We start from the raw sequence: 25,634 nt of genomic DNA on the forward strand, positions 1-25,634 counted from the left end.
CTCCCAACGGCCACCGCACCGGCTGACCCGGGGGTCAACCGATCGGCCGATGCGCCACCCCCCTCGGCCCGGTTCTCCTGGTCGGTACCGCTCGATCGGCACCGCCCGAACGCCACCGCCCGGGCTCGACCGCCCGAACGCCACCGCCCGGGCTCGACCGCCCGAACGCCACCGCCCGAACACCACCGCCCGGGCTCGACCGCCTGAGCGACACGCCGCCTGCCCGATCCGGGCGGGACCGGTCGCCGGGGTCCGGGGTCCGGGTCGCGTGCGGGCCGCCGCCCCGCCGGGGCGAGGCCCACCCCGTCCCCCGCCCGGCCAGGGCAGGGGCAAGATGGATACCACCCCCAGCCCCAGGAGCCCCGCCGTGAGCCACATCCCGCGGCCGCACCCCGCCGCCGGTGCCGGTGCCGATCCCGACACCCGCACCCTGGCGACCGTCATGCACGCGGCGTTCTTCCTGCTCCTCGGCGCGTCGGTGGCCCGTTTCCTCCTGCGTCACCCCGGCGAGCCCCGCACCCCCTGGGTCCTCGCCCTCAGCATCGCGCTGGCCCTGCTGTACGTCCTCGGCCCCGTCGTCGGGGCCGGCCGTACGCCCGCCCCCGTCGACCGCGGTACCACCGGGACCGGGACCGGCACCCGCCCGCCCGGTCGGGGCCGGCACGCCACCGGCCCGACCCTGCGTCGGCGGCTGTGGCTCGGGCTGGTGGTCGCCACCTGGGTGGTGCTGGTCCTCCTCGCGCCGAGCTTCGCCTGGTGCGCCGTACCGCTCTTCTTCACCGCCCTGCGCACCCTCCCCCCGCGCGCCGCGATCGTCCTGGTCGCCCTGCTCACGGTGTTCGTCGTCGCCGCCCAGGTGCGGCTGTCCACCGCCTTCGACCCGAACCTGTTCCTCGCTCCGCCCGCCGTCGCCGCCCTCGCCACGGCCGTCTTCGTCCACATGGAACGTCAGACGCAGGCCCAGCGCGCGCTCATCGACGACCTGATCCGGACCCGCCGGGAGCTCGCCGCCACCGAACGCCGCGAGGGCACCCTCGCCGAGCGGCAGCGGCTGTCCATGGAGATCCACGACACCCTGGCGCAGCACCTGTCCAGCCAGCGGATGCTGCTCCAGGCCGCCGACCGCACCTGGGAGAGCGACCCGGGCACCGCCCGCGCGCACGTCCGTACCGCCACCGGCATCGCCGCGCGCGGCCTGGCCGAGGCGCGGCGCCTCGTGCACGACCTGGCTCCGCCCGAGCTGGCGAACGGCGCCGGCCTCGCCGACGCCCTGCGGGCCCTGGACGCCGGCCCGGACATCGCCGTCCGCTTCCACCTGGAGGGCACCGCGGCCCAGCTCCCGGACCGCGCCGAGTCGGCGCTGCTGCGCATCGCGCAGGGCGCCCTGTCCAACATCCGCGAACACTCGGGTGCGCGGACGGCCGCCCTCACCCTGAGCTTCCTCGGCGACCAGGTCGTCCTGGACATCGCCGACGACGGCGACGGCTTCACGGAACCCCGCAGCGCCGGCCCCGACCGCGGCCACGGCCTCCCGGCGATCCGCGCCCGGGTGCGCCAGCTCGGCGGGACCCTCACCATCGAATCGACCCCGGGCGAGGGCACCGTACTCTCGGCCTCGATCCCCCTGGAGCCCACAGGATGACGACGATCCTCCTCTGCGACGACCACGTCGTGGTCCGCGCCGGCCTCCTCGCCCTCCTGGGCAGCGAGCCGGACATCGAAGTGCTCGGCGAAGCCGGCAGCGGCGAGGAAGCGGTGGCGCTGGCCGCGAAACTCCGCCCGGACGTCGTCCTGATGGACCTCCAGCTGGGCGAGGGCATCGACGGCGTCGAAGCCACGCGCCGCATCACGGCCCTGCCCGACCCCCCGTACGTCCTGGTCCTCACCACCTACGACACGGACGCCGACATCACCCGCGCCATCGGCGCCGGCGCCACCGGCTACCTCCTGAAGGCGGAACGGCCAGAGGAACTCTTCGCCGCCATCCACTCGGCGGCGGCGGGCCGTACGACGCTCTCCGCCCCGGTGGCGAGCCGGGTCATGGCCCACATGCGCGGCTCCCGCCCCACCCTCACGGACCGGGAACTGGACATCCTGGGCCAACTGGCGCGGGGCCTCGGCAACCGCGACATCGCCCGCGCCCTGTTCATCAGCGAGGCCACCGTCAAGACCCACCTGGGCCGCATCTACGACAAACTCGGCGTCGACACCCGCGCGGGCGCCGTGGCGGTCGCGAAGGAACAGCGCCTGCTGCCGTCGTGAGGGGGCCCGCCGGCCCCGCCCCCACCGCCCTCGACGCCCCCGCCCCCACCCGCGCGCCGGGGGAGCCGCAGCCGTGACACCATCGGGTACGTGCTCGACATCGGCTACTCCCTCTCCCGGCGCTTCCCGGACCCCCCGCAGACCGACTACCGGTCGGCGGACATCCGTACCCTGCGCCACGACCTCTTCTGCGGTGACGTCTACCTCGCCGACACCGACAAGGACCGGGAAGTATCCACAGCCTGGGGATGGGTGCCCGTCCTGGACTTCGCCTGGGCGCTCTGCGACATCGTCGAGAAGCTCGACGAGGACCCGCGCGGCAGCCGCTCCGCCAACCGTCAGTACGCCGAGCTCGACTTCACCGAGTCGGCGGACCGGATGCTCTTCGAGCGCCGCTTCGGCTGGGTCGACATCGAGGCCGACTGGATGGCGGCCGAAGAGGACCCGATCACCTTCAGCCACCGCCTGCTGCGTCGCGAGGCCCGCGACTTCCTGCACGACCTGATCGCCGACCTCGTCGACATGCACGACGGCCTCGCCGACAACCCGGTCATCTGGACCCTCCAGGCCCGCTTCCCCCGCGTCCCGGCCTGACCGACCCGTACGCCGGCCCGACCCGTACGCCGGACCCCCGGTACGCCGGCCCGACCCGTACGCCGGACCCCGGTACGCCGTCCCCCACCCGTACGCCGGCCCCTACCCCACCACCCGCAGCCCGAGCTGCGCCGCCAGGGCCGGGGCCAGGTCGAACAGCTGCGCCGGGCTGATCACGGCTCCGGCCAGGGCCTCCACCCCGCGCGCGATCCCCAGTTCGGCGGCGTCCCGCAGGTCCACGTCCTTCATCCGGGCCGCGCTGAAGTCGGCCCCGCGCAGCGTGCAGTCACGGAAGCCGACCCGTTCCAGCACCGCGCCCCCGAAATCCGGCTCGACGAGCACGCAGCCCTCGAACACCACGTCCTTGAGCCGTGCCTTCCGCAGGTTCAGGTAGTCGATCTTCCCGCCCCGTACGAGGACCCGCTCCAGCACCGCCCCGTGCAACTGCACCCCGCCCAGGCGGGCGTCCAGCAGTTCCACGTCCCGCAACGAGGCCTCCGACAGGTCGGTGCCCACGCCCCGGACGCCGTCCAGCACCGTGTCCATGAACCGCGCCTTCGCCAGCCCCGCCTCGTCCAGCGCGCACCGTCGCAGCGCGCAGTCCATGAACCGGGCACCGAACCCCTCCTGGCCCGCCAGATCGAGGTCGGCGAACTCCAGCCCGTCGTAGTCGCCGTCCGGCTCCAGCGGACCGCCGTCCCACGCCGTCAGCTCGGGCAACCTCACCTCCGGCCGCCGCGCCGCCTTCACCGTCCCGTGCCGCTGCCCACCGCTACGTGCCATCCCCCCATCCTGACCCACCCCACCGACACCCGACGGCCGGCGCCCGACCCGCCCCGGCGCGGCCCGTCCCCCGGGGCCCCGGTGCGTCGTTCCGTCGGCCGGTGCGTTCCACTTGAGCGCACGGCACGCGCCGCCGATGGGGCACCCGGCGCCGCGTGCCGGCGAGGCACCCGGCGCCGCGCCCGCTTCGCCCGCCGAGCACGACAACCACGGCCGAGGAGACAGGTTGATCACGGAGTACCAGCAGCGGCTACGCGATCGCTACCTCGCCGCCCCCGTCATGCCCGCCCCGGCGCCCTGGCAGCCGGTCCCGGACCGCCGGATCCCCGTCGGCGGCCTGCTCGGCATCGGCTTCGCGGTCCATCCGGACACCGGACACGACCTCGTCATGGTCGTCTCCGGTGCCGGGCACGGACTCCTCGACGCGGTCACCGGCGAGAAGATCGCACGCGACCGGGATCCCGACCCCGCCACCCGCACCCCCGACGCACACCCGGACCTCACCTGCCCCGGACTCGGTCCGATCGCCGGCACCGGGATCCGCGTCGCCGGCCTCTTCGGCGGTGGTCTGCACCGCACCACCCCGGACGGTTGGACGCTGGACGTCGTCAGCCCCGACTGGCCCCACGAACGCGTCATCCTCTCCGCCGACGGCGGAGCGAACTCCGTCCGCTCGGAGCTGCGCGCCTCCGGCTTCTCCCCGACCGGCCTCACCCTGGCAGTCGCGACCAGCAGCGACCTCACCCTCTGGACCCGGCCTCGGTTCCCCCACGAGGACTGAACCAGCACCGCACACCGCACGGGGCCCGACCTTCCCCGGGCGCGCGCACCCGGGACCCGAAGCAGGCCCACGAGAGCTTCGGCGCTCTCATTTCGCCCCGGCCAGGTCGTACAGGCCGTCGTCCGTCAGGCGGTACACCGACCACTCGTCCTGCGGGCGCGCGCCCAGGGACTCGTAGAACGCGATCGTCGGCGCGTTCCACTTCAGGACCGACCACTCCAGGCGCGCGTACCCGCGCTCCACGCACGTGCGCGCCAGTTCGGCGAGCAGGGCCTTGCCGTGGCCGCCGCCGCGCGCGGAAGGGCGTACGTACAGGTCCTCCAGGTAGATGCCGTGGACCCCGCGCCACGTCGAGAAGCTCAGGAACCACACCGAGAAGCCGACGGGCTCCCCGTCCTCCGCTTCCGCGATGTGCGCGAAGGCCGCCGGGCGCGCCCCGAAGAGGGCCTCGCGCAGCTGTTCCTCGGACGCACGCGCCTCGTGCGGGACCTTCTCGTACGCGGCGAGCTCACGGATCATGGCGTGGATGACGGGGACATCGGCGATTTCGGCGTCACGGATCATGCGGTCAGCCTAGGTCGCCCCCCTCGGCGGCGGTCCGGGCCGGCCGGGAGCCCGGACTGCCCGTTGACGGGTTCGCTCACCGCTCCCCCCGCCCCAGCAGCGCACGCGCCACCAGGGCTTCCCGGTCGGGCAGTTCGTCCTCGCCGTCCTCCACCTCCCACAGGCAGTTCTGCAGCACCCGTCCCAACGTCCAGGCGCGCGCCCGCTCCCGGTCGAGGCCGACCACCTCCGTCAGCAGGTCGAAGCGCCACCGCACTTCCTCCGCACGGAAGTTGTTCACGATCGACGGCAGCAACTCGAAGCCGGGGTCTCCCGCCAGCGGCTTCGGATCGATCGCCAGCCACGGTTCGCGGACGCCCGCACCCGCACCCAGGACGTTGTCGAAGTGCAGGTCCCAGTGCAGCAGCCGGTCACCCGGTTCGCCCGCCACCTCCGCGACCGCCGCCGCGCAGTCGAGCAGCAGCCGCCGGTCCCGCGGATCGGCCAACAGGCCCGCCGCCCGGGGTGCCTCGTCCAGCATGCGCGCCGCGATCCCGTCCAGGCCGCGCAGTCCCGCGGGGGCCGGTACGGACGTCAGCCGGCCCAGGAGTTCCCCGATGACCCGCACGGCCGCCCGGGAGTCCCGCTCGGCGAGCCCCGACAGGGGTCGGCCCTCGTCGAGGCGCTCCAGCAGCATCGTCCCCGTGGACTCGTCGTGCTCCCACAGCCGTACGCAGCCCCGCCCGGCCCACGTCCGCAGCGCGAGGGGCTCGCCCTCGCTCTCCTCGTCCGGTGCCGGCAGCTTCAGCGCCGCCGGGGTGCCGTCCGCGCGCTCCACCGGGAGCACCAGGGCCGTCGCCCCGTACATCCCGGGCCCGGTGCGGCGTAGCTCCCACCGCTCCAGGAACCCGGCCGCCCGCGCCGGTAGCCCCTCGACGAACTCCCGCCCCGCCACGCCGTTGTCGCGGAGCTGCGCCGCCACGAACCCGTCCGGAATCTCCACCATGTCCCGAGCCTAGGGCGTGCCCGCCGGCCGGCGGGGCGCATCAGTCCCCGATGCCGGCCGCCGCCAGCGTGCGCGCGAAGGCGCCCGCGTCGAACATCGACCCGTCCTTCGCGCCGAACGGCTTCCCGTCGACCAGCACCGCCGGGGTCCCCCGCATGCCCGTCGCCTCGAAGGCCTTCTCCGCCTCGCCGACCCACCCCGCGTACGTGGCCTGCCGCACCGCCCGGTCGAAGTCCGGACCGCGCAGTCCCGGCACCCGGTCCGCGATGCGCAGCAGGAGTTCGTCGGTGAACGCCCCCTTCGGCCGGCTCGCGAAGACCGCCGCCTGGTACTCGGCGAACTTCCCCGCCTCCACCGACGCCCGCATCGCGTTCACCGCCTTGGTCGAGCCGCTCGCCCCGTCCCCGTCGAGGAAGGAGGCCAGCAGGTACTCGACGCGCACCTTGCCCTCGTCCGCGAGCTTGAGCAGCGTCTCGCCGCCGGCCGCCTCGAACTTCGCGCAGTACCCGCACCACGGATCCACCAGGACCTGCACGGTGCGCGGCGCGTCCGCCCTGCCCACGACCACCTTCGGCCCGTCCACGGCCGCGGGCAGCTTCGCGAGCCGCTCCGCGATCGGGCTCGTCCGTACGACGGCCGCGGCCGCCGGGGCCCCGTCGCCGCCCCCGCCGCTCCCGCCGCAGCCGGCCACCGCCGTACCCAGCAGGGCCGCGGCGGCAACGGCCGTCACGCACCTCCCCGCACGCCCCGCGCCACGCATGCCCACGACCGAACCTCTCCGCACCGAGCCCCGCGCCCGCCCGCCGACACGCCAACGCGCCGACACGCAGCCGCCCCAGGGCCACAAAAGTCGCCAAACTCCACAAACCACCCACCGCACCCTACGGCCCCTCCCGCCCCACCCGCATGGGTCATTCGGCCCGGAAAAACGTCCCGCATCACGACACCCCGACCCTGGACACCCCACCGGCACCCCGTGTACCAACTCCCCCATGACGATCAACGGCGGCATCTCCTTCTGGTACGCGACGGACACCACCGCCCCCCAACCGGCCCGCGCCCCCCTCACCCGCGACGCCACCGCCGACGTCGTCATCGTCGGCGGCGGCTACACCGGCCTGTGGACGGCCTACTACCTGAAGACGTCCGCGCCCGACCTGCGCGTCACCGTCCTGGAGCAGAAGTTCTGCGGCTACGGCGCCTCCGGCCGCAACGGCGGCTGGCTCTACAACGGCATCGCCGGCCGCGACCGGTACGCCGAACTGCACGGCCACCAGGCCGCGCTCCGCCTCCAGCAGGCCATGAACGACACCGTCACCGAGGTCATCGACATCACCGCCAAGGAGGGCATCGACGCCGACGTCCACCGCGGCGGCGTCCTCGAAGTCGCCCGCAGCCCCGCCCAACTCACCCGCCTCAGGGCCTTCCACACCGCCGAGCTCGGCTTCGGCGAGACCGACCGCGCGTTCCACGACGCCACCGCCACCCGGGCCCGCGTCGACATCGCCGACGCCGTCGGCTCCAGTTGGACCCCGCACGGCGCCCGCGTCCACCCGCTGAAACTGGTCAAGGGCCTCGCCGCCGCCTGCGAACGCCTCGGGGTCGTCATCCACGAGTCGACCCCCGTCACGGAGATCGCGCCCCGCCGCGCCGTCACCCCGTACGGCACGGTCCGCGCCCCCTTCGTCCTGCGCTGCACCGAGGGCTTCACCGCGGCCCTCAAGGGCCAGAAGCGCACCTGGCTCCCGATGAACTCCTCGATGATCGCCACGGCCCCGCTCCCGGCGGAGGTGTGGGCCTCCCTCGGATGGTCGGGGCGCGAGGTGATCGGCGACATGGCCCACGCGTACATGTACGCCCAACGCACCGCCGACGACCGCATCGCGATCGGCGGTCGCGGGGTCCCGTACCGCTACGGCTCGCGCACCGACCACGACGGCCGCACCCAGCCGGCCACGATCACCGCCCTGACCTCCCTCCTCACGTCCTTCTTCCCCCAGCTCACCGGTACGGAGATCACCCACGCCTGGTCCGGCGTCCTCGGCGTGCCCCGCGACTGGTGCGCCACCGTCTCCCTGGACCGCACCACCGGCCTCGGCCTGGCCGGCGGCTACGTCGGCTCCGGCGTCGCCACCGCCAACCTCGCCGCCCGCACCCTGCGCGACCTGGTCCTGGAGAACCCGACGGACCTGACCTCGCTGCCCTGGGTCAACCACCGCGTCCGCCGCTGGGAACCGGAACCCTTCCGCTGGCTCGGCGTCCAGGCCCTGTACGCCGCCTACCGCGAAGCGGACCGCCACGAAACCGCCACCCACCGCCCCACGACGACCCCCCTGGCCCACCTGGCCAACCGCATCTCGGGCCGCCACTGAGGGCACACCAAAGGCCCCGGGTGATCACCCGGGGCCTTCCGCTTCCGTACGAATCCCCTTGGTCCACAAGCCTCTGACCTGGGATGGGGCCCCCTGTCGGATTCGAACCGACGACCTTTCCATTACAAGTGGAGTGCTCTGGCCGGACTGAGCTAAGGGGGCACATGTGACGCTGCGCAGCGCACAGAATCGCCTTCACTCTACACAGGCGCCAGACCTCGCCGCGAAGAACTTTCCGACCCCCGTAACCCCTCGCCCGCCAGTTCGTTCTACGTACTGAAGTGCACGTCCGACTATCGGACCGTAGGGGTGGGAGGGCTCGTGGCCGAAGCCGCGGAGCAGAAGAAGCGCGTCACGGGTGTCGAAGCCAAGCGCCTGAAGCGCGAGGTCCTGGGCATCCCCGATCAGCGCAAACACCAGCAGCGCGGCACCAAGCCCCTCACTGCCCGGGCGAAGGTGCCGGGCACACAACAGCGGGTGTACCGCTACCGCTTCTACCCCACCGAACCGCAGGCCGAGCAGTTGCTACAGACGTTCGGCGCCTGCCGGTGGGTCTACAACGAGGGACTGGCCCTACGAGTGAAGGCCTGGGAGGAGCACCGTGTTTCCCTCGGCTTCGCCGAGACCTCCCGGGCGTTGACCGGTTGGCGCCACGCCCCGAAAACCTCGTGGCTCCAGGAGATCTCGTCGACCGTGCTCCAGCAGTCGCTCCGCCACCTCGATTCCGCGTTCACCCGCTTCTTCAAGGGCGCAGCGAAGTACCCGAAGCCGAAGCGCAAGCACCGGTCACGGGACTCGGCGACGTACGTCCGCACCGGCTTCCGCTGGCACGAGAACCCCGAGCGGCCCGGTACGGGGCTCATCGCCTTGGCGAAGCAGACGGAACCACTGGATGTTCATTGGTCCCGCCCGCTGCCCGCCGGGGGCACGCCGGTAAAGCTGACGGTGACCCGTGACCGCGCCGGTCGCTTCTTCGTCCTCTGCCTCGTCGAGGAGCGGATCGCGCAGTTGCCCACCGCGTTCGTCCCCGGTAGCCATGCTCCGAAGGCCGTCGGGATCGATCTGGGACTGATCTCCCTGGTCACCCTCGATGACGGCGGCACCGTGGACCACCCACGGCTGCTGAAGAAGTACGAGAAGAAGCTGTCCCGGCTCCAAAAGGAGCTGCACCGCAAACAAAGGGGATCGAGCAACCGCGACAGGACACGTGCCAAGATCGCCAAGCTGTACGCCTTGATCAGTGATGTCCGGAAGGACGGCCTCGACCAGCTCACCACCCGCCTCGTGCGCGAGAACCAAGTGCTCGTGGTGGAAGACCTGGGCGTCGCCAACCTCATGCGATCGGTCAAGCTGAGAAACGCGATCATCGATGCCTCGTGGGGCACGCTCCTCGACATGCTCCGGTACAAGACGGCCTGGTACGGGCGCACCCTGGTCGTCGTCGACCGGTTCTTCCCCTCCACCCGACTCTGCTCCGCCTGCCACACCAAGGGCGAGCAGCTCGATCTGTCCGTCCGGTCGTGGACGTGCGCAGCGTGCGGAGCCGTCCACGACCGTGACGGAAACGCCGCCTTGAACCTCCGGGACGAGGGGTTGCGACTGTACTGGCTGGTGGCGATGGCGCTGCCACCCGATAGGACTCCACCCCCGGTCATCCGCGCATCAGACCTACCCGAATGCGTCGCGGCCGCGTAGGCCGTGGACGAGCAACAGGCCGACGGGCCGTCGGTTTCCATGCCTGTGGAGTCTGCGTAAGTCCTCCCGGCGCATCCTTCAGGGATGCGCCGCGCGGCAGCGGGCGGTGAAGCAGGAAACGTCGCTCGCGAGGGCGGCACCGAGGTCAAAAGCGCGTCGCTCTGGCCTCCGACGGGCCAGAGGGGACCCCCCGCTCCGACGGATCGCACAGCGTACGAAGTCACCGCACACGGGTGCTGACAGGAGGCCCGGCGCCAGGTAGCGTCGGGCGGAGTCCAGGACACTGGACTAGACCTTCCACTCGGATCGTCCGGCACGTTCCTGCCGGTAGAAGGGATTCATCACCATGGCTTCTGTCACTTTCGACAAGGCGACCCGTCTGTACCCCGGCGGCGACAAGCCCGCCGTCGACCAGCTGGAGCTGGAGATCGAGGACGGCGAGTTCCTCGTCCTCGTCGGCCCCTCCGGCTGCGGCAAGTCCACCTCCCTGCGCATGCTCGCGGGCCTGGAGGACGTCAACGGCGGCGCCATCCGCATCGGTGACCGCGACGTCACGCACCTGCCGCCCAAGGACCGGGACATCGCGATGGTGTTCCAGAACTACGCGCTGTACCCGCACATGACCGTCGCCGACAACATGGGCTTCGCGCTCAAGATCGCCGGCGAGGACAAGGCGACCATCCGCCGCAAGGTCGAGGACGCGGCGAAGATGCTCGACCTCACCACCTACCTCGACCGCAAGCCGAAGGCCCTCTCCGGCGGCCAGCGCCAGCGCGTCGCCATGGGCCGCGCGATCGTCCGCAAGCCGCAGGTCTTCCTCATGGACGAGCCGCTGTCGAACCTCGACGCCAAGCTCCGCGTGTCGACCCGTACGCAGATCGCCGCCCTCCAGCGCGACCTCGGCATCACCACGGTCTACGTCACCCACGACCAGGTGGAGGCCATGACGATGGGCGACCGCGTCGCGGTCCTCAAGGACGGTCTGCTCCAGCAGGTCGACACCCCGCGCAACATGTACGACCGCCCCGCGAACCTCTTCGTCGCCGGGTTCATCGGCTCGCCCGCCATGAACCTCGTCGAGGTTCCGATCGCCGAGGGCGGCGTGAAGTTCGGCGACAGCATCGTGCCGGTGTCGCGCGAGGCGCTGTCCGCCGCCGCCGACGCGGGCGACCGCACGGTCACGGTCGGCGTGCGTCCCGAGCACTTCGACATCGGTGACACCGGCGGCCTGACCATCACCGTGAACGTCGTCGAGGAACTCGGCGCCGACGGCTACGTCTACGGCAGCGCCGCGGTCGGCGCCGACAAGGCGAAGGACATCGTCGTGCGCGTCGGCGGACGGCAGGTCCCGGAGAAGGGCTCGACGCTGCACATCGTGCCGCGCGCCGACGAGATCCACGTGTTCTCGACCTCCTCGGGCGCCCGCCTCTCCGGCTGACACCCGTCGCCGCAACCGAAACCCGGTCGCGGTAACCGAAACCCGAAGGGGCGCCCCGCCAAGGGGCGCCCCTTCTTCGGCAGTTGCCGCCGCCCCCGCACCAACCCCGCGCCAAACCCCGGCAGACCGGGCCATTCGGCCGCATCCGTCAACCCCATATTCGAAAAGCCACGTCGAACCATCCCCCGACAGGGTGACTAAATGTCGCCAAATCTTCACCGAGCGCTACTCTCGCCCTCGTGACCCACACTGCCCGCCGTATCGGCCGTTCCCTCGCCCTGGTCCTGCCCGTCGTCCTGGTCCTGTCCGGGACCCTCGCGGTCACGATGGTCCCCTGGGCGGACAACACCCCTTCCCAGATCCTCACCGCCTCCGCCGAGGACGTGTCCGTCCCCGCCAAGCCGCGCGCCGCCCAGGACCTCCTGCGCGACAAGCTGCTCGGCGAGCTCCAGCAGGGCCAGGAGCCGGGCGCCGTCCTCACGCACCTCCAGCAGGAGGTGGACCGTCGGCCGTCGCTCGCCGCGCACTGCGTGGGCATCGCGCGTGCCCTGGGCCGGGCCGCGGTGGAGGCGTACGGACCCACGAAGGCCCAGTCCTTCGCGCGTCCCGTCTGCGACACCGCGTACGCGACCGGCGTCGCCTCCATGGGCTGACCCCACCCGCGCCCGCGCTCTTCGACACGTCCGCCGCGCCTGCCACCGCCGGGGCAGGGGCCGTCCCTACGCTGACGGCCATGAGCGACGTCTCCCCCGCACCTCCCCGATCCACCGACCTCGCGGCCGCGTTCCCGGCCTCACCCACCCAGGCGGTCGTCCTGGCGGGCGGCCAGGGTTCGCGGCTGCGTCCGTACACGGACGACCGGCCGAAGCCCATGGTCGAGATCCCGGGGACGGGCCTGCCGATCATCGGGCATCAACTGGCCTGGCTCGCGGCGGAAGGGGTCACCGACGCCGTCGTCTCCTGCGGGCACCTCGCGCAGGTGCTCCAGGAGTGGCTGGCGCAGGCCGAGTTGCCGCTGCGGGTGACCACCGTCGTCGAGGAGCAGCCGCTGGGACGCGGTGGCGGCCTCAAGTACGCGGCCCGCCGGCTGCCGCACGCCGACCGCCCCTGGTACGCCACGAACGGCGACGTGTGGACCCGCTTCCCGCTGCGCGACATGGCCGCCTTCCACGCCGAACGCGGCGCCGTGGCCACCCTGGCGCTCGCCCGGCCGCGGATCCCGTGGGGGGTCGTGGAGACCAACGAGTACGGGCAGGTGCTCGACTTCATCGAGGCGCCGCCGTCGCCCTATCCGGTCAACGCCGGGGTGTACGTCTTCTCCCCCGAATTCACCGCGCTGCTGCCCGACTTGGGTGACCACGAGCGGACGACGTTCCCCCGCCTCGCCCGCGAGCGCCGCCTCGCGGGCTACCCGCTGCCCCAGGGGGCCTACTGGCGGGCGATCGACACCGTCAAGGACCTCACCGAGGCCGCGCGCGAGCTGGCCGCCCAGAACGCCTCCTGAGCCCCCGGACGCCCCGACCCCCCACTCCGCCGCGCCCCGGGCCCGTACCCCGACCCACGCACGCCGCCCCGGGCCCATACACCGCCCCCGCGTACGCCTGCCCGCTCCCGGCACACCGAAGGGCCCGGCGCGCTCCTCGCGCACCGGGCCCTCGGGACCGAACCTGACCTGCGTACCGACCGACCCGGGCGATCAGCCCAGGAGCCCGCCCACCAACCCCGGCTTCTTCGTCGGGGTGTCCCCGCCGCCACCGCCGCTGCCGCTCTCGGGGCGGTTCCCCGAGGACGTGGTCGGCGGCTTCTGCGGGGTGGACTGCTTCGGGGCGCTGCTGCGCGGGGCCTGCCCGCTGCCCGTACCGCCGCCCCTGGTGGCGGAGGGGGTGCCGGCGCCCGTACCGGCGCTCTCGCGCACCGGCGCCCCGCTGCTGCCGCTCCGGGCCGGCTTCGAGGCCGCCGCGGACGGCGCCGCCGACGGCGACGCGGCCTGCCTCGACGGCTGCTGCCCCCGCACCGGCTCGGACTGCTTGACCGAGGCCTTCGGCAGCGGCGTACCGGGGAGGTAGTTGCTCGGCGCCTGCCCCGGCCCGGGCACGGTGACGACGGTGGAGGACCGGACCGCCCCGCCGAGCAGGGAGCCGACGAGCAGGGTGAGCCCGCACACGACGGTGGCCATGACGGCCCCGCGCCGCAGCACCCGGCGCCGCAGCCGCCAGATCTCCGAACGCGGGCCCAGCGTGCGCCAGGCCTCGCCCGCGAGCCGCCCGTCGAGGGAGTAGACGGGCGCGCCCGCGATGATCAGCGGGCTCCAGGCGGCCAGGTAGATGATGTCGGGCGCGTCGTAGGCGGGGACGGTCTTCCAGCTCACCGTCATCAGCAGCGCGGCGGACAGCAGCGCCCCGATGCAGGCGGCGAACCGCTGCCACAGCCCGAAGACCGTCAGGACGCCCACGATCACCTGGAGGAACGCCACGGTCAGCCCCGCGCCCACCGGGTGCGCCAGCGCGAAGTCGCGCAGCGGCTCCGCCAGCGCCCAGGGATGCAGCGTCTGGAGCCAGGTGACCATGGAGCCGCGTTCGCCGCCGTCGAAGTAGACGGGGTCGCACAGCTTGCCCATGCCGGCGTAGATGCAGATGAACCCGAGGAAGACGCGCAGCGGGAGCAGCACGACGCCGAGGTTCATGCGGCGGCCGGGGTAGTAGGAGGCCTGGCCGCGGGCGTCACCGGCCCGTCGGGAGTCGCCGTCCGGGTCGCCGCCGGGGTGCCGCGGCGCGTACGGCTCGCGCGGCAGGTCCCGTACGGCGGCCAGCGGGCGGGTCTCCTCGGGGTCCCCGTAGCTGCGCTGACCGATGACGGTCGGCGTGGCGAGGGTGTCCTCGGCGAGGTCGTGGTCCAGGTCCACGCGCGGGATGACCTGGGTGGCGCCGCCGTCGTAGTCGTCGTGGCCGCGGCCTGACTCCCGTACGGCCTGGAGCAGGCCGCCCGTCGCGGCGGCGTCGCCGGGGGCGGACCTGCCGCTCCACACGACGGGGGCCCGGCGGCGACGGGCTCCGACGGCGGCCGCCGCGGCGACGCCGAGGACGGGCGCGCGGCCGGGGGCATTCGCGGGCTTGGAACGCGCGCTCGGGCTCGGTGCGAGCCGCACGCGGAAGCTGGCGTGGTTGACGATGACCTGTGCGGGGTCGCACGGCACCTTGACCATGCTCAGCGCGGGCTGGTCGTCGAACCCTGACGTTCTGGTGTCCACACTCATCTAACCGAGTGATCAGTGTTTAGGACACTGCCTTGACATCAGGGATCTGTCCGAGACCCGTCAAGATCAAGTCGCCCCGCCCGGATCGGGCGGGGCGACACGCTCACGGGTCACTTCCCGTGAGCCAAGTGGATCAAGCCGGGCGGACGGGTGCGGCCCGCCCGGCCGTCGGGTCCGATCCGGGATCGGACCCGGTCCTCGATCAGGCGCGACCGCGGTCGGCGCGGCGGCGGGCCGCCTCGTAGAGGACGACGCCCGCGGCGACGCCGGCGTTCAGCGACTCGGCGCCACCCGGCATCGGGATGCGCACCAGGTAGTCGCAGTTCTCGCCGACGAGGCGGCCGAGGCCCTTGCCCTCGGAGCCGACGACGATGACGACGGGGCCGGCGAGCTGCTCGAGGTCGTTGACCGTGTGCTCGCCCTCGGCGGCGAGGCCGACGACGGTGATGCCGGCCTTCTTGTAGTCCTGGAGGGCGCGGGTCAGGTTGGTGACGCGGGAGACCGGGGTGCGGGCGGCGGTGCCGGCCGAGGTCTTCCAGGCACCGGCGGTCATGCCGGCGGCGCGGCGCTCGGGGATGACCACGCCGTGGCCGCCGAAGGCGGAGACGGAGCGGACGATGGCGCCGAGGTTGCGCGGGTCGGTGACGCCGTCGAGGGCGACGATCAGCGGGTCCTCACCGTTGTCGTACGCGGCGGCCGTGAGGTCCTCCGGGTGCGCGTACTCGTACGGCGGGACCTGGAGGACCAGGCCCTGGTGGTTGAGCCCGTTGGTCATCCGGTCGAGCTCGGGGCGCGGGGCTTCCATCAGGTTGATGTTGCCGCGCGCGGCGGCGAGCTGGAGGGCCTCGCGGACGCGCTCGTCGTTGTCGATGAACTGCTGGACGTAGAGGGTGGTGGCGGGGACGCCGTCGCGCAGCGCCTCGAAGACCGGGTTGCGACCGACGACCATCTCGCTGGTGCCCTTGGGGCCGCCGCGGCGCGGCGCCGGGCGGCGCTTGGCGGCCTGGCGGGCGATGGCGTTGCTGATGCGGTTGGCCTTGTGCTTCTTGCGGTCCTCGGCCTTGGGGGTGGGGCCCTTGCCTTCCAGGCCCCGGCGCCGCTGGCCACCGCTACCGACCGTGGCGCCCTTCTTGTTGGACGTGCGGCGGTTCCTGCGCTGGCTGTTCCCGGCCATGACCTCTACCTGTTTTCGTTGATGCTGCGATATGTACGTATGAAGAGTGTGCCGCCCGGAGCGCCGGGCGGCACAGTCGGGCTGCTCCGGCTCAGCGGGGGCCGAGCGTCCAGCGCGGACCGGTCGGGCTGTCCTCGACGACCAGACCGGACTGCTGGAGCTGGTCGCGGATCGCGTCGGCGGTCGCCCAGTCCTTGCGGGCCCGGGCGGACTCGCGCTGCTCCAGGACGAGGCGTACGAGGGTGTCCACGGCGCCGTGGAGGTCCTCGCCGCGGTCGGACTCGCCGGCCCAGTGCGGGTCGAGCGGGTCCAGGCCGAGCACGGCCAGCATGGCCCGTACCTCCGACAGGCGCGCGATCGCCGCGTCCTTGTCGTCGGCGGCGAGCGCGCTGTTGCCCTGGCGGACGGTGGTGTGGACGATGGCGAGCGCCTGCGGGACGCCCAGGTCGTCGTCCATCGCCTCCGCGAAGGCCGGCGGCACCTCGGCCGCGGCCTCGACGGGACCGCCCGCCTTCTCGATGACGCGCTGGTAGAAGCCCTCGATGCGGGCGAAGGCGGACTCCGCCTCGCGCAGCGCCTCCTCGCTGTACTCGATCATCGACCGGTAGTGCGGGGTGCCGAGGTAGTAGCGCAGCACGATCGGGCGCCACTGCTTGACCATCTCGGAGACGAGGACCGAGTTCCCGAGGGACTTGGACATCTTCTCGCCGGACATGGTGACCCAGGCGTTGTGGACCCAGTAGTTCGCGAACTCGTCGCCGAAGGCCTTCGCCTGGGCGATCTCGTTCTCGTGGTGCGGGAAGATCAGGTCCAGGCCGCCGCCGTGGATGTCGAAGGCCTCGCCGAGGTACTTGTGCGCCATGGCGGAGCATTCGAGGTGCCAGCCGGGACGGCCCCGACCCCAGGGCGTCTCCCAGGACGGCTCGCCGGGCTTGACGGACTTCCACATGGCGAAGTCGCGCGCGTCGCGCTTGCCGGTCTCGCCGGTGCTCTCCGGCTGGCGGATGTTGTCGAGTTCCTGGCGGGACAGCGAGAGGTAGCCCGGGAAGGACTTCACGTCGAAGTAGACGTTGCCCTCGGACTCGTAGGCATGACCGCGCTCGATGAGCCCGCGCATCATCTCGACCATCTCGGTGACGTGTCCGGTCGCGCGGGGCTCGTAGGTGGGCGGGAGGCAGCCGAGGGCGGAGTAGCCGTCGTTGAAGGCGCGCTCGTTGTCGTAGCCGATGGACCACCAGGGGCGGCGCTGCTCGGCGGACTTCGCGATGATCTTGTCGTCGATGTCCGTGACGTTGCGGATGAAGGTCACGTCGTAGCCGCGGTACGCGAACCAACGGCGCATCATGTCGAAGTTCAGGCCCGACCTGATGTGGCCGATGTGCGGAGCGGCCTGCACGGTCGCGCCACAGAGGTAGATCGAGACACAGCCCGGAACGAGCGGGGTGAAGTCACGGATCTGCCGGGCGCTGGTGTCGTACAGGCGAATAGTCACGGCATCCAGGGTAGTGCGCCTCTAGCAGTGCCCCGCGACCCTTTGGGGACCCGGGGGTGGGCTTTGTCGCCGCGGTGGCGCGCGGGGGGCGCGTACGGAGTCCCGTACGGGCGGTTTTCCCGGTTGGTGCCGGCCGCGCTCCGCCGCCGCCCGGGCACGGCACCGGCCGGACACCCATCCGGGCGGGGCCCGGACTCAGGCCCGGCTCGTCCGGTGGACGAGGGCGGTGGCGATGGCCGCGAGCCCTTCGGCCCGGCCGGTGAGGCCGAGGCCGTCGGTGGTGGTGCCGGACACCGAGACGGGGGCGCCCGCGGCGGCCGAGAGCGCCTTCTGCGCTTCTTCGCGCCGCTTGCCGATCTTCGGGCGGACACCGATCACCTGGACGGCGATGTTGCCGATCTCGAAGCCCTCGGCCCGGACGATGCGCGCGGCTTCCGCCAGAAGGGTGACGCCGGAAGCGCCGGACCACTGCGGTCGGGAGGTGCCGAAGTGCGCCCCGAGGTCGCCGACGCCGGCGGCGGAGAAGAGGGCGTCGCAGGCGGCGTGCGCGGCGACGTCCCCGTCGGAGTGCCCGGCGAGGCCGTCCTCGCCCTCCCACAGCAGACCGGCGCACCACAGCTCCCGGCCCGCCTCGAAGGCGTGCACGTCGGTGCCGATGCCGACGAGCGGCATCAGGGGCGCGGCGGCGGGATCAGTAGGCATCGGTGGCCCTCCTGCGGGCGAGTACGGCCTCGGCGAGGACGAGGTCGAGCGGACGGGTGACCTTGAAGGCCTCTTCGTGGCCGGGGACGGTCACGACGGTGATTCCGAGGCGTTCCACCATGCCGGCGTCGTCGGTCGCGCCCTCCCCGAGGACGGCGATCTCCCGGTGCGCGCGCAGCAGGGTCTCCAGGTCGAAGCCCTGGGGGGTCTGGACGGCGCGCAGCCGGGCGCGCTCGGGCGTGGCGACGACCGGCTCGGGCTCGCCCGGCCCGCCCGGCTCGACCTCCTTGACGGTGTCGGCCAGCGGCAGCGCGGGGACGACGGCGGGCGCGCCGTCGCGCACCGCCTCGATGACGCTGTCCACGGTGTCGACGGGGACGAGCGGCCGGGCCGCGTCGTGGATGAGTACGGAGGTGACGTCGTGCGGCAGCGCGTCCAGGCCGGCGCGCACGGACTCCTGGCGGGTCTCCCCGCCGGGGACGACCAGGACCTCGGTGCGGTCGGGCAGCGCGTGCTCGTCGAGCAGCCGGCGCACCTCGGCCGCCCCGTCGGAGGGGGCGACGACCACGACGAGGGACACGGCGCGGGAGCGGGCCATGGCGCGGACGGCGTGGATGAGCATGGGCGTCCCGCCGAGGGCCCGCAGGGCCTTGGGGGCACCGGGGCCGAGGCGTACCCCGCGGCCGGCGGCCGGGATCACCGCGGCCGTGCGGTGGGGACGCGATTCGTCAGACATCAGTAGCTCCGAGCCAGGTTTGTGACTTCGGCCGACATGGGTATGGCCTGAAGCGTGCCGGGTGCGACGCCCCTCGCCCCTTCCGTGACGACCGGTCGAGCAGGGCTGCCCGAACCCGGCACGCCAAGAAAAAAGGTGTGGGTACAGACATGCCGCAGCGCCCGGCAACAGCTCTCTCGTGGAGGAGAGAGCTTGTCATCGGGCACCGCGGCACAACTGTGTACGGTTTTCGCGTCAGGACGCGAGAACCTCGTCGAGGAGGGCCTCAGCCTTGTCCTCGTTGGTGTTCTCCGCGAGCGCGAGCTCGCTGACGAGAATCTGGCGAGCCTTCGCGAGCATGCGCTTCTCACCCGCGGAGAGTCCGCGCTCGCGCTCACGACGCCACAGGTCACGCACCACTTCGGCGACCTTGATGACATCGCCAGAAGCGAGCTTCTCCAGATTTGCCTTGTAGCGCCGGGACCAGTTCGTCGGCTCTTCTGCGTACGGTGCGCGGAGCACCTCGAAGACCCGGTCCAGCCCGTCCTGGCCGACTACGTCGCGAACGCCGACGAACTCCGCATTGTCCGCAGGCACACGAACCGTCAGGTCGCCCTGGGCGACCTTGAGCACCAAGTAGGTCTTGTCCACGCCTTTGATCTGGCGAGTTTCGATGGCCTCGATCAGCGCGGCCCCGTGATGGGGATAGACCACGGTGTCGCCAACCTTGAACGTCATGTGACAGGTACCCCTTCCGTGGCTATCCAGGGTAACACGAGAACTGACTGTTATGAATGGCGTTTTCGCAGGTCAGGGCACATCTCGGGGCTTGACAACAGCGACACGAACGTGCTGCGAAGAGGTTCCGGGAGGGGGTATTCGCAGGTCGGAGGTGTTGTGCGGACCGGGCGAAACGACCACGTTACACCTGGCGGACGAGTCCACAGGAGTGACGTACGTCCCGTTTTGCCGGGTTCGGGAGTCGGAAACCGAAGTACTCCGTTCGACTGGCGGCCACCCGTACGGAGCGGGTTCCGGCCCAATCCGAAATTGATCACGGAGCCACGTTCGACGGAATCCCGGAATTGATCACCGGGCGGCCCGCCGGCGATATCCGGAATGCAAGATCGCCGGAGCCGTCCAGGGCGGTACGCCCGCTGCGGAGGGTCGGGTGCGGGGCCGGGGCGGCGGCTCGGTAACCTAAGCGCGCTGACACACCCTTAGGGCGGCTTTACCTCGGCCGTCCCGAGCGTCCACCCTTCCGTCCGTACGTCCTAGGAGTTGCCGCCGCCGTGAGCCGCAGCCTTCGACGCGGCGCCCTCGCCGCTTCTGCCGTCGTGTTCTCGATCGCTTCGCTCGCCGCGTGCGGTGCGGGCAACGACGCGCAGACTCTCCAGATCAAGCCGGACAACGCCGCCACCACCAAGGGCGACGTCCAGATCCAGAACGCCTTGGTGATCACCCAGGCGGAGAAGGACAAGAAGGGCCCGGCCGTCGTCTCCGCGACCGTCTTCAACAACGGCACGAAGCCGCAGACCCTGGAGGGCATCACCCTCACGGGTGGCAAGTCCAAGGTCGTCCTGAAGGCCGCCGAGGGCTCCGGCAAGATCACCGTGCCGGCCGGCGGCTCCGTGGTGCTGGGCGGCAAGGGCAACGCCTCCGCCGTGATCGAGGGCGGTCGCACCGCCGTCGAGGACGGCAACGTGCAGGAGGTCGTCTTCGACCTGAGCAGCACCGGCGACGTCGCCCTCCAGGCGTTCATCGTGCCCGCCTCCGGCATGTACGCCGGCTACGGGCCGACCGAGGCCCCCGCGGCCCCGTCCGCCAGCCCGTCCGGTTCCCCGTCGGGCGCGGCCTCCGGGACGCCCTCGCCCTCGGGCGCGCCGTCCGGTTCGCCGTCGGGTGCCGCGGGCGCGCCGTCGGGCAAGCCGTCCGGCTCCGCCTCGCACAGCGCCGGTCACTGAGGCCCGACCGCGCGAAGCGACGTACGTACACGGGGAAGGCCCCCAGCCGATGCGGCTGGGGGCCTTCCCCGTGGTCGGTGCGGGCCGCCGGACCCGACCGCCGTTCGCGGCAGTGCGCGCGCGTCGCCTCGCGGCGGCGCGACGCCGCGGTTTACGGCTCGAACTTGTAGCCCAGGCCGCGGACCGTCACCAGGTAGCGCGGCGCGCCCGGGTCGGGCTCGATCTTGGCGCGCAGGCGCTTGACGTGGACGTCGAGGGTCTTGGTGTCACCGACGTAGTCGGCGCCCCAGACCCGGTCGATGAGCTGCATGCGGGTCAGCACGCGGCCCGCGTTGCGCAGCAGCATCTCCAGCAGGTCGAACTCCTTCAGCGGGAGGTCCACCTTCCCGCCGCCGACGGTGACCACGTGGCGGTCGACGTCCATCCGTACCGGACCGGCCTCCAGGGCCGCCGGGGTGACCTCCTCCGGCTCGCCGCGGCGGCGCAGGACCGCGCGGATGCGGGCGACCAGCTCCCGCGAGGAGAAGGGCTTGGTGACGTAGTCGTCGGCTCCTATCTCCAGCCCGACGACCTTGTCGATCTCGCTGTCCTTGGCGGTCACCATGATCACGGGAACGTTGGAACGGCCGCGCAGCTGCCGGCAGACCTCGGTGCCGGGCAGGCCGGGCAGCATCAGGTCGAGGAGGACGAGGTCGGCGCCGTTGCGCTCGAACTCGTCGAGCCCGTCGGGCCCGGTCGCCGCGATCGCGACCTCGAAGCCTTCCTTGCGGAGCATGTAGGACAGGGCGTCGCTGAAGGATTCCTCATCCTCGACGACGAGCACTCGGGTCACGGAAGGACCTCCGGGGCAGGGATGACTGGTTCTGGTTCGGGCAGGGGTCGGACGGGTACGGGGGCCGGCGCGGGCGCCGGCGCGGGTGCCTCGGGGAGCCGCAGGGTGAACGTGGAGCCCTGGCCCTCCGAGCTCCAAACCGACACCTCCCCGCCGTGCGAGGCGGCCACGTGCTTCACGATCGCGAGGCCGAGGCCGGTGCCTCCCGTGGCGCGGGAGCGGGCCGGGTCCACGCGGTAGAAGCGCTCGAAGACGCGCTCGCGGTCCTTTTCCGGGATGCCGATGCCCTGGTCGGTCACGGCTATCTCGATCAAGTCTCCACCCGGCGCGGTCACCCGGCGCGCGGCGATGCCGACGCGGGTGCGGGCCGGACTGTAGTTGACGGCGTTCTCCACCAGGTTCCCGAGGGCGGCGGCCAACTGCCCCCGGTGCCCCCATACCCGCAGGTCGGCGGTACCGCCGGCGGCCATGGTGATCTGCTTGGAGGTGGCCGTGTGGCGGCAGCGGTCGATGGCCTCGGCCACCAACGTGTCCACGCGTACGGGCTCGGCGTCCTCCAGGGCCTCGTCGTTCTGCACCCGGGAGAGGTCGATCAGTTCCTGTACGAGGTTGATCAGGCGGGCGGACTCGATCTGCATGCGGCCCGCGAAGCGGCTGACCGCCTCCGGGTCGTCGGAGGCGTCCATGACCGCTTCGGAGAGCAGGGAGATCGCTCCGACGGGGGTCTTCAGTTCGTGCGACACGTTCGCGACGAAGTCACGGCGCACCGCCTCGATCCGGCGGGCCTCCGTGAGGTCCTCGACGAGCAGCAGCACGAGCCGGGAGCCCAGCGGGGCGACGCGCGCCGAGACCGCGAGGGCCTCGCCGCGGCCGGTGCCGCGCCTCGGGAGGTCGAGTTCGATCTGGCGTATCTCTCCGTCCCTGCGGGTGTCGCGGGCCATGTGGAGCATCGGTTCCACGGCGAGCTTCCCGCCGCGGACCAGTCCGAGGGCGTACGCCGCCGAACTGGCCTTGACCACCGCGTCCCCCTCGTCGAGGACGACGGCGGAGGAGCGGAGCACGGAGAGGACCGTGTCCACGCCGGGCGGGAGTACCGCGTTGATGTCGGGGCGCATGGAGCTCCTGGTGGGGCGGGCTTGGTCGCGCTCGCTCCAGCGGAACGCCAGCATCGCGATCACACCGGTGCAAAGACCGGCGATCGCTGCAGCTGCGGCGACCGCCGCGTTCACGTCCATGCATCCAGGTTAAGCAGGCACGACGCCACTTCCACAGCCGTTCGGGTGGCACCTCGAACAGTCGTCGCCCAGAGTTCACCCTGGCGACGGGGTTGATTCACTTGTGATGCCGGAGTCGGACGCGTTCAGGGCCGAACGTGTCAACGTGAGGCAAGAAGCCACGCAGCAGTAGGCGAGTCGGCGAGAGAGGGACACCCATGCGGGACGCGTACCACGAGGAACTGGACTCGATCGGAGAAAGCCTGGTCGAGATGGCCCGGCTCGTCGGTTCCGCGATCGGGCGGGCCACCACCTCCATGCTCGACGCCGATCTGAAGCTCGCGGAGAGCGTCATCGCCGCCGACCAGAAGGTGGACGACCTCCAGCACGACCTGGAGGCCCGCGCCATCGCACTGCTGGCCCGGCAACAGCCGGTCGCCACCGACCTGCGCATCGTCGTCACCTCGCTGCGGATGAGCGCCGACCTGGAGCGCTCGGGCGACCTCGCCCAGCACGTGGCGAAGCTGGCGCGGCTGCGCTTCCCGGACCGCGCGGTGCCGCGCGACCTGCACGCGACCATCCTGGAGATGGGGCAGCTGGCGCAGCGGCTGATGGCGAAGGCGGCCGAGGTCATCATCACGAAGGACGTCGACCTGGCGCTCCAGCTGGAGCAGGACGACGACGAGATGGACCAGCTGCACCGCACGCTGTTCCAGCACCTGATGGACGACCGTTGGAAGCACGGCATCGAGACGGCGGTCGACGTGACGCTGCTGGGCCGCTACTACGAGCGCTTCGCGGACCACGCGGTGTCGGTGGCCAAGCGCGTCGTGTACCTGGTGACGGGCGAACACGCGGACGAGTTGCAGCAGCCGACGCAGGTCGACGGGGTCTGAGGGCCGGGGCGCGGGGTGGCGGCGGATTCGTTCGACCCCCGTGTGCGGCGGCTCGCTTCAATGCGCCGTTGACGCGCCCGTGCGGCTGGGCATGAATGAGGGCGAAGGCAACCGCGTACTCGTACGACCTGCCGTGCGTGCCCCCACGAGGAGGATCCATGCCCGATTCCCCCGTCCCCATCACCCCGGAACAGGAGCAGCCGCCGCGGCCCGAGCCACTGCGCCTGCCCCTGCTCGCGGCCTGCGGCTGCGGATCGGGCTGCGGCTGCGGCTGCCAGTCCGGTGCGCCCTGCCAGTGCGGCGGCTGAACCCCGTCCGACGCTGAACCCCCCGTCCGACCGTGAAGGGCCCCTTCCCGCGATGCGGTTGGGGCCCTTCGCCTTGCCGCGCGGCCTTTCCCCGCGGGGCCTTGCCGCGGGGTCGTGACGGGGGACGGTGACGGGGGGCCGTGACGGGGATCAGTCGCCGGTGTTGGTCGCCCAGACCGGTCGGCCGCCCGCGTCGTAGACGACGACGTTGCCGTCGTCCTGGACGGCGAGGTAGCGGCCCTTGTGCCAGGTGCCGGCCGCCCAGACGGGGTTGCCGGAGCGGTCGTAGACGACGAAGTTGCCGTCCTCCTGCATGACGGCGGTCTCGGCCTTGGGCCACACGTCGGGGGCCTGCCAGGCGGGGTTGCCGTCCTTGTAGAGGACGAAGTTCCCGTCGCCCTGCACGCGCAGGACGGCCCGGCCGTTGCCGGAGGTCCACGCCTGGTTCTTGCGGAGGGTGGCGGGGGCGTGGAAGTGGGCGTCGCTGCGCGCGACACCGGGCCCGGCGGGGGCGGCGGGCGCCGTGGGGGCGGCGTCGGCGGCCGGTACGGAGGCCATGACGGGCAGCAGCGCGAGGGCGAGCGCGGGCAGTCCGCGCCGCACGAAGTTCTTGATCATGACCGAGGTTCTAGCCCCGATCCGAGCCCCCGGCCCAGCGCAGAAACGAATCGATCACCCGTACGGCCGATCAACTTCAACGCCGAAACGGCACTTCAACCGAGAGGCTCGGGCCGTCACCTTTTGACCACCGCTTCTCCTCCTGGCCGGTACGGCCGGCCCGGACCGTGAAAACGCCTCCCGGCCCGCGCCGTGCGCGCGGGTGGGAGGCGTGATCGCGGGGGTTACTTCTTCTTGCCCTGGTTCTTGACGGCCTCGATGGCGGCCGCGGCGGCGTCCGGGTCGAGGTAGGTGCCGCCCGGGTTCAGGGGCTTGAAGGCGGCGTCCAGTTCGTAGGCCAGGGGGATGCCGGTCGGGATGTTCAGGCCGGCGATGGCCTCGTCGGAGATGCCGTCCAGGTGCTTGACCAGGGCGCGCAGGCTGTTGCCGTGGGCGGCGACCAGGACGGTGCGGCCCGCGAGGAGGTCCGGGACGATGCCGTCGTACCAGTACGGCAGCATGCGGACGACGACGTCCTTGAGGCACTCCGTGCGCGGGCGCAGCTCCGGCGGGATCGTCGCGTAGCGCGGGTCGCCGGACTGGGAGAACTCCGTGCCGTCCTCGAGGGCCGGCGGCGGGGTGTCGTACGAGCGACGCCACAGCATGAACTGCTCCTCGCCGAACTCGGCGAGGGTCTGGGCCTTGTCCTTGCCCTGGAGGGCTCCGTAGTGGCGCTCGTTCAGGCGCCAGGAGCGGTGCACGGGGATCCAGTGGCGGTCGGCGGCCTCCAGCGCGAGCTGGGAGGTGCGGATCGCGCGCTTCTGGAGCGAGGTGTGCACCACGTCGGGGAGCAGGCCGGCGTCCTTGAGCAACTCACCGCCGCGGACCGCCTCCTTCTCGCCCTTTTCGTTGAGGTTGACGTCCACCCAGCCGGTGAACAGGTTCTTCGCGTTCCACTCGCTCTCGCCGTGACGGAGCAGGATCAGCTTGTACGGTGCGTCGGCCATGCGTAC

The 25,634-nt window shown here is 72.2% G+C and carries 26 protein-coding genes and 1 tRNA gene; 12 read left to right on the forward strand and 15 right to left on the reverse strand.

What is annotated here, in order from left to right; translation table 11 throughout:
• Positions 1-334: 334 nt before the first annotated feature.
• The 3 genes from ACFY0I_RS17305 (at position 335) to ACFY0I_RS17315 (ending at position 2,856) form a co-directional block, all read left to right on the forward strand.
• Entirely contained in the window at positions 335-1,642 is a 1,308-nt protein-coding gene (locus ACFY0I_RS17305; RefSeq protein ID WP_388895995.1) for a sensor histidine kinase, read from the forward strand.
• A complete protein-coding gene (locus ACFY0I_RS17310; RefSeq protein ID WP_281203616.1) occupies positions 1,639-2,262 on the forward strand; it encodes a response regulator in 624 nt (207 codons plus the stop codon). Before ACFY0I_RS17305 ends, ACFY0I_RS17310 begins: the two co-directional genes overlap by 4 nt.
• Before the next feature lie 90 nt (positions 2,263-2,352).
• Positions 2,353-2,856, forward strand: a complete 504-nt coding sequence (locus tag ACFY0I_RS17315; RefSeq protein WP_388895997.1) for a hypothetical protein — start codon at positions 2,353-2,355, stop codon at positions 2,854-2,856.
• Positions 2,857-2,958: 102 nt separating this feature from the next.
• Here the strand turns inward: ACFY0I_RS17315 and ACFY0I_RS17320 are convergent, their stop codons facing one another.
• Complete coding sequence (locus ACFY0I_RS17320; protein WP_388895999.1) at positions 2,959-3,639, reverse strand: pentapeptide repeat-containing protein; 681 nt, start codon at positions 3,637-3,639, stop codon at positions 2,959-2,961.
• 226 nt (positions 3,640-3,865) lie between these two features.
• On the opposite strand from ACFY0I_RS17320, the gene ACFY0I_RS17325 reads away from it, so the two are divergent.
• A complete protein-coding gene (locus ACFY0I_RS17325) occupies positions 3,866-4,420 on the forward strand; it encodes a hypothetical protein (protein WP_388896001.1) in 555 nt (184 codons plus the stop codon).
• 87 nt (positions 4,421-4,507) lie between these two features.
• On the opposite strand, the gene ACFY0I_RS17330 is transcribed toward ACFY0I_RS17325, so the two are convergent.
• From ACFY0I_RS17330 to ACFY0I_RS17340, 3 genes are all read right to left on the reverse strand, one after another.
• Positions 4,508-4,984: a GNAT family N-acetyltransferase gene (locus tag ACFY0I_RS17330; protein ID WP_388896003.1), complete on the reverse strand. Its 477-nt coding sequence runs from the start codon at positions 4,982-4,984 to the stop codon at positions 4,508-4,510.
• A gap of 76 nt (positions 4,985-5,060) precedes the next feature.
• Positions 5,061-5,969: an aminoglycoside phosphotransferase family protein gene (locus tag ACFY0I_RS17335; RefSeq protein ID WP_388896005.1), complete on the reverse strand. Its 909-nt coding sequence runs from the start codon at positions 5,967-5,969 to the stop codon at positions 5,061-5,063.
• 40 nt (positions 5,970-6,009) lie between these two features.
• Positions 6,010-6,699, reverse strand: coding sequence for a DsbA family protein (locus ACFY0I_RS17340; RefSeq protein WP_388896007.1), 690 nt, complete (start codon positions 6,697-6,699; stop codon positions 6,010-6,012).
• 262 nt (positions 6,700-6,961) lie between these two features.
• Here ACFY0I_RS17340 and ACFY0I_RS17345 point away from each other — a divergent pair, with 262 nt between their 5' ends.
• Positions 6,962-8,341 carry an NAD(P)/FAD-dependent oxidoreductase gene (locus ACFY0I_RS17345; RefSeq protein ID WP_388896009.1) on the forward strand — a complete coding sequence of 460 codons (1,380 nt, stop codon included), beginning with the start codon at positions 6,962-6,964 and terminating at the stop codon, positions 8,339-8,341.
• Between the two features lie 84 nt (positions 8,342-8,425).
• Here the strand turns inward: ACFY0I_RS17345 and ACFY0I_RS17350 are convergent.
• Positions 8,426-8,503 (reverse strand) — tRNA-Thr (locus ACFY0I_RS17350).
• Between the two features lie 159 nt (positions 8,504-8,662).
• Between ACFY0I_RS17350 and ACFY0I_RS17355 the strand changes: the two genes are divergently transcribed.
• The 4 genes from ACFY0I_RS17355 to ACFY0I_RS17370 all read left to right on the forward strand — a co-directional run bounded on the left by ACFY0I_RS17355 (position 8,663) and on the right by ACFY0I_RS17370 (position 12,978).
• A complete protein-coding gene (locus tag ACFY0I_RS17355; protein ID WP_388896011.1) occupies positions 8,663-10,036 on the forward strand; it encodes an RNA-guided endonuclease InsQ/TnpB family protein in 1,374 nt (457 codons plus the stop codon).
• 346 nt (positions 10,037-10,382) lie between these two features.
• Positions 10,383-11,474: an ABC transporter ATP-binding protein gene (locus tag ACFY0I_RS17360; RefSeq protein WP_388896013.1), complete on the forward strand. Its 1,092-nt coding sequence runs from the start codon at positions 10,383-10,385 to the stop codon at positions 11,472-11,474.
• A 239-nt stretch (positions 11,475-11,713) separates the two neighbouring features.
• The gene (locus ACFY0I_RS17365; protein WP_388896015.1) at positions 11,714-12,127 is read left to right on the forward strand and encodes a hypothetical protein; all 414 of its coding nucleotides are present in this window, start codon (positions 11,714-11,716) and stop codon (positions 12,125-12,127) included.
• Positions 12,128-12,207: 80 nt separating this feature from the next.
• Positions 12,208-12,978 (forward strand): NDP-sugar synthase, encoded by a 771-nt coding sequence (locus ACFY0I_RS17370; RefSeq protein ID WP_388896017.1) that lies wholly within the window; start codon positions 12,208-12,210, stop codon positions 12,976-12,978.
• 192 nt (positions 12,979-13,170) lie between these two features.
• Here the strand turns inward: ACFY0I_RS17370 and ACFY0I_RS17375 are convergent, their stop codons facing one another.
• The 6 genes from ACFY0I_RS17375 to ACFY0I_RS17400 all read right to left on the reverse strand — a co-directional run bounded on the left by ACFY0I_RS17375 (position 13,171) and on the right by ACFY0I_RS17400 (position 19,548).
• The gene (locus ACFY0I_RS17375) at positions 13,171-14,727 is read right to left on the reverse strand and encodes a DoxX family protein (RefSeq protein ID WP_388896019.1); all 1,557 of its coding nucleotides are present in this window, start codon (positions 14,725-14,727) and stop codon (positions 13,171-13,173) included.
• A 202-nt stretch (positions 14,728-14,929) separates the two neighbouring features.
• Positions 14,930-15,901 (reverse strand): 23S rRNA (guanosine(2251)-2'-O)-methyltransferase RlmB, encoded by a 972-nt coding sequence (rlmB, locus tag ACFY0I_RS17380; protein ID WP_388896021.1) that lies wholly within the window; start codon positions 15,899-15,901, stop codon positions 14,930-14,932.
• A gap of 91 nt (positions 15,902-15,992) precedes the next feature.
• Positions 15,993-17,393 (reverse strand): cysteine--tRNA ligase, encoded by a 1,401-nt coding sequence (cysS, locus tag ACFY0I_RS17385; RefSeq protein WP_388896023.1) that lies wholly within the window; start codon positions 17,391-17,393, stop codon positions 15,993-15,995.
• 195 nt (positions 17,394-17,588) lie between these two features.
• Positions 17,589-18,095 (reverse strand): 2-C-methyl-D-erythritol 2,4-cyclodiphosphate synthase, encoded by a 507-nt coding sequence (gene ispF, locus ACFY0I_RS17390; protein ID WP_388896025.1) that lies wholly within the window; start codon positions 18,093-18,095, stop codon positions 17,589-17,591.
• On the reverse strand, positions 18,085-18,831 hold the full coding sequence (gene ispD / locus ACFY0I_RS17395; RefSeq protein WP_388896027.1) for a 2-C-methyl-D-erythritol 4-phosphate cytidylyltransferase: 747 nt from the start codon (positions 18,829-18,831) through the stop codon (positions 18,085-18,087). The genes ispF and ispD overlap by 11 nt, the downstream gene beginning before the upstream one ends.
• Positions 18,832-19,065: 234 nt before the next feature.
• A complete protein-coding gene (locus ACFY0I_RS17400) occupies positions 19,066-19,548 on the reverse strand; it encodes a CarD family transcriptional regulator (RefSeq protein ID WP_003953493.1) in 483 nt (160 codons plus the stop codon).
• Positions 19,549-20,102: 554 nt separating this feature from the next.
• On the opposite strand from ACFY0I_RS17400, the gene ACFY0I_RS17405 reads away from it, so the two are divergent.
• Entirely contained in the window at positions 20,103-20,774 is a 672-nt protein-coding gene (locus tag ACFY0I_RS17405; protein WP_388896029.1) for a DUF461 domain-containing protein, read from the forward strand.
• Positions 20,775-20,925: 151 nt separating this feature from the next.
• On the opposite strand, the gene ACFY0I_RS17410 is transcribed toward ACFY0I_RS17405, so the two are convergent.
• Together ACFY0I_RS17410 and ACFY0I_RS17415 are read right to left on the reverse strand one after the other, a co-directional pair.
• Positions 20,926-21,606 (reverse strand): response regulator transcription factor, encoded by a 681-nt coding sequence (locus tag ACFY0I_RS17410; protein ID WP_037795450.1) that lies wholly within the window; start codon positions 21,604-21,606, stop codon positions 20,926-20,928.
• Positions 21,603-22,841 carry a sensor histidine kinase gene (locus ACFY0I_RS17415; protein WP_388896031.1) on the reverse strand — a complete coding sequence of 413 codons (1,239 nt, stop codon included), beginning with the start codon at positions 22,839-22,841 and terminating at the stop codon, positions 21,603-21,605. Before ACFY0I_RS17415 ends, ACFY0I_RS17410 begins: the two co-directional genes overlap by 4 nt.
• A gap of 197 nt (positions 22,842-23,038) precedes the next feature.
• Here ACFY0I_RS17415 and phoU point away from each other — a divergent pair, with 197 nt between their 5' ends.
• Together phoU and ACFY0I_RS17425 are read left to right on the forward strand one after the other, a co-directional pair.
• The gene (gene phoU, locus ACFY0I_RS17420; RefSeq protein WP_042813786.1) at positions 23,039-23,716 is read left to right on the forward strand and encodes a phosphate signaling complex protein PhoU; all 678 of its coding nucleotides are present in this window, start codon (positions 23,039-23,041) and stop codon (positions 23,714-23,716) included.
• A 158-nt stretch (positions 23,717-23,874) separates the two neighbouring features.
• Complete coding sequence (locus tag ACFY0I_RS17425; protein ID WP_167344738.1) at positions 23,875-24,024, forward strand: hypothetical protein; 150 nt, start codon at positions 23,875-23,877, stop codon at positions 24,022-24,024.
• Between the two features lie 150 nt (positions 24,025-24,174).
• On the opposite strand, the gene ACFY0I_RS17430 is transcribed toward ACFY0I_RS17425, so the two are convergent.
• Together ACFY0I_RS17430 and ACFY0I_RS17435 are read right to left on the reverse strand one after the other, a co-directional pair.
• Positions 24,175-24,642: a hypothetical protein gene (locus tag ACFY0I_RS17430; RefSeq protein WP_388896033.1), complete on the reverse strand. Its 468-nt coding sequence runs from the start codon at positions 24,640-24,642 to the stop codon at positions 24,175-24,177.
• 224 nt (positions 24,643-24,866) lie between these two features.
• The gene (locus ACFY0I_RS17435) at positions 24,867-25,628 is read right to left on the reverse strand and encodes a phosphoglyceromutase (RefSeq protein ID WP_281203648.1); all 762 of its coding nucleotides are present in this window, start codon (positions 25,626-25,628) and stop codon (positions 24,867-24,869) included.
• Between the last annotated feature and the right edge of the window lie 6 nt (positions 25,629-25,634).

This window comes from Streptomyces sp. NPDC001568 (assembly GCF_042893755.1).
Taxonomy (GTDB): domain Bacteria; phylum Actinomycetota; class Actinomycetes; order Streptomycetales; family Streptomycetaceae; genus Streptomyces.